Source organism: Mesorhizobium sp. M4A.F.Ca.ET.020.02.1.1, from assembly GCF_004022645.1.
Lineage (GTDB): Bacteria > Pseudomonadota > Alphaproteobacteria > Rhizobiales > Rhizobiaceae > Mesorhizobium.
In genome coordinates, this window is sequence record NZ_RZOI01000683.1 from 1 (window position 1) to 3,222 (window position 3,222).

Genomic DNA, 3,222 nt, shown 5'->3' on the forward strand with positions numbered 1-3,222 from the left:
GGCTCTTGATAACGGCATCGCTGCCCGAATAGCTTCCATAGGCGAGCAGGGCGAGCAGGATTCCGTTCGGCACGTTTTTCCATTTCCGGGGAGAGAAGAGTGAGAGTATTGGCGCTCGGCGCGCATCCGGACGACATTGAGATATTCATGTTCGGTACGATGGCCGCCTATGCCGCGCTAGGCGCAGAACTGACTTTCGCCATAGCCACGGACGGCGCCAAGGGCGGCAAGGGCGCTCCGGCAACCCTTGCCCGCGCGCGCCGCGAGGAAGCGACGGCGGCGGCAGGGCTGCTTGGCGTCGTCCCGCGCTTCCTCGACTTTCCCGACGGGGCGCTCGTGGCCGACGCCGCCCTGATCGGCGCGCTGAGGACGCTGATCGGCGAGGTGAAGCCCGATCTCGCCATCACCCATGCGCCGAACGACTATCATGGCGACCACCGTGCGCTGTCGGACGGCGTGCGCATCGCGGCATCGTTCGCGGTGCCGGTGCTGCATGCCGATACGCTTGGCGGCACCGGCTTTTCGCCGACGCATTACGTCGACATCTCCGGCCATGCCGGGATCAAGGCTGACGCGATCCGGGCGCATCGCTCGCAAGACCCCGAGCGCTTCGTCGAGGCATCGCGGACGCTGAACGCCTTCCGCGCCAGCCAATGCAACGGCGCCTCGGGTGCGCTTGCCGAAGCCTTCCGCTTCGAGCCGGTCTTCCCCTTCGCCGACATCCGCGCCCTGCTGCCGCCGGCGCCGCCGATCCGGCCAGTGACGGTGAGTTCGAAGACCGTGCAGCAAGCGGGCTGACAACGAACGGCCGGAACGGTCGGCGGTTATTTTCCAACGATTTCAAGCGTGCCTTCCGCCATGTTGCGGCGCAGCAACGAATTCGCTTGCGTTGTTTAGTAAAAAGAGCATCACTAAACAAATTACTAAACATCCGGCGCTCAGCGCACCGTCACGTTTAGGCCCCCGGAGGAGCGGGGGTTGAGGGCTCTTGAAACCGTCATCCGGACGCGTTTCGCAAATGGGAGGAAGGCATGAAATCGACCTTGAAACTGGCGTTGGGTCTGGCCTCGGCGATCACCGCGTCGACCGCCGTCTCGAACGCCGCGCATGCGGAAGACCTGACGCTTTGCTGGGCCGCCTGGGACCCGGCCAACGCACTCGTGGAACTGTCCAAGGACTTCACCAAGGAAACCGGCATCGGCATGAAGTTCGAGTTCGTGCCGTGGACCAACTATGCCGACCGCTTCCTCAACGAGCTCAACTCGCACGGCAAATTGTGCGACCTGATAATCGGCGACAGCCAGTGGATCGGCGGCGCCGCCGAGAACGGCCACTATGTCAAGCTGAACGACTTCTTCGACAAGGAGAAGATCAGCATGGACGACTTCGTGCCGGCGACCGTGGTCGGCTATTCGGAATGGCCGAAGAACACGCCGAACTACTGGGCACTGCCGGCCATGGGCGACGTCGTCGGCTGGACCTACCGCAAGGACTGGTTCTCCAAGCCGGAGCTGCAGAAGGAATTCAAGGAGAAGTACGGCTGGGATCTCGGTCCGCCGGCGACCTTCGATCAGCTGAAGCAGGTCGCCGAATTCTTCCAGAAGCGCGAGATCGACGGCAAGACGGTCTATGGCGCCTCGATCTATACCGAGCGCGGCTCGGAAGGCATCACCATGGGCGCCATGGACGTGCTCTACAGCTTCGGCTTCCAGTATGAGAATCCGAAGAAGCCCTACGAGATGGAAGGCTTCGTCAACTCCGAGAAGTCGGTGAAGGGTCTGGAGTTCTACAAGGCGCTCTATGATTGCTGCACCCCGCCCGGCGCCTCGAACAGCTATATGGGCGAAGGCGTCGACGCCTTCAAATCCGGCCAGGTGGCGATGCACATGAACTTCGCCTTCACCTGGCCTGGCCTGCAGAAGGACGAGAATGTCGGCGGCGACAAGATCGGCTATTTCGCCAATCCCAAGGGTCCCGACGGCGACCAGTTCGCCCAGCTCGGCGGCCAGGGCATCTCGGTGGTCTCCTATTCCGACAAACAGGAATCGGCGCTGAAATACATCAAGTGGTTCGCCAACAAGGACGTGCAGGCCAAGTGGTGGTCGCTGGGCGGCTATTCCTGCCTTAACGCGGTGGTCAAGGACCCGAAGTTCCCGGCCAGCCAGCCCTATGCGCAGACCTTCCTCGACTCGATGGCCATCGTGAAGGACTTCTGGGCCGAGCCGAGCTACGCACCACTGCTGCAGGCCTCGCAGAAGCGCTTCCATGACTATGTCGTGGCCGGCCAGGGTTCGGCCAAGGACGCGCTCGACGGCCTGGTCAAGGACTGGACGCAGGTGTTCCAGGACGACGGCAAGATGTAAGGCTCCTCCCGGGCCAGACCGCAGCGTCCCGTGCCGCCCTTGGCACGGGACGCAGTTCAGATAAATTCCATCGCAGAGACATCCAAGTGACCGATGCAGGACTGACCATGCTCAATCGGACTGCGGACAACGTTGCCCGGGCCACGCCGGAGCCGTTGGCCCGCCGGGTCCGGGGCATCAGCGACAAGGGCCTCGCCTGGCTGTTCATCTCGCCGACGATCCTTTTGCTGCTCGCCATCAACATCTTCCCGCTGTTCTGGGCGATCTATCTGTCCTTCACCAACTACCGCGCCAACCGCCCGAACGAGGTGGTGAAGAACCTGGGGCTTGCCAACTACAAGCGCATCCTGACCGACCAGGACATCTGGATCGCCATGCAGACGACGGCGCATTTTGTCTTCTGGACCATCCTCCTGCAAACGGTGATCGGCTTCACGCTGGCCTGGCTGATCGACCGCAAGTTCCGCGGCCACGCCTTCTGGACGACCATCATCCTGGTGCCGATGATGCTGTCGCCGGCGGTGGTCGGCAATTTCTGGCGCTTCCTCTACGAGCCGCAGATCGGCCTGTTCTCCTATGTCATCTCCTTCGTCACCGGCATTCCGCCGACGAATGTGCAAATGCTGTCGAACGTCGACCTGGCGCCGTGGTCGATCATCATCGTCGACACCTGGATGTGGACGCCTTACGTGATGCTGATCTGCCTCGCCGGCCTGCGCTCGATCCCCGAATACATCTACGAGGCGGCCGAGGTCGACCGCGCCTCCAACTGGCGCCAGTTCTGGTCGATCACGCTGCCGATGGCGCTGCCCTTCATCATGCTGGCGGTGCTGTTCCGTGGCATCGAGAACTTCAAGAT

Annotated in this window: 3 protein-coding genes; all 3 read left to right on the top strand. The window is 62.4% G+C overall.

What is annotated here, in order from left to right; translation table 11 throughout:
- The first annotated feature begins 99 nt into the window (after positions 1–99).
- Positions 100–798 (top strand): PIG-L deacetylase family protein, encoded by a 699-nt coding sequence (locus EN742_RS29280; RefSeq protein ID WP_126056825.1) that lies wholly within the window; start codon positions 100–102, stop codon positions 796–798.
- Between the two features lie 233 nt (positions 799–1,031).
- The gene (locus EN742_RS29285; RefSeq protein ID WP_126056826.1) at positions 1,032–2,363 is read left to right on the top strand and encodes an ABC transporter substrate-binding protein; all 1,332 of its coding nucleotides are present in this window, start codon (positions 1,032–1,034) and stop codon (positions 2,361–2,363) included.
- Positions 2,364–2,470: 107 nt separating this feature from the next.
- Positions 2,471–3,222 (top strand): sugar ABC transporter permease (locus EN742_RS29290; protein WP_148670339.1); only part of this gene is annotated, 752 nt, incomplete at its 3' end.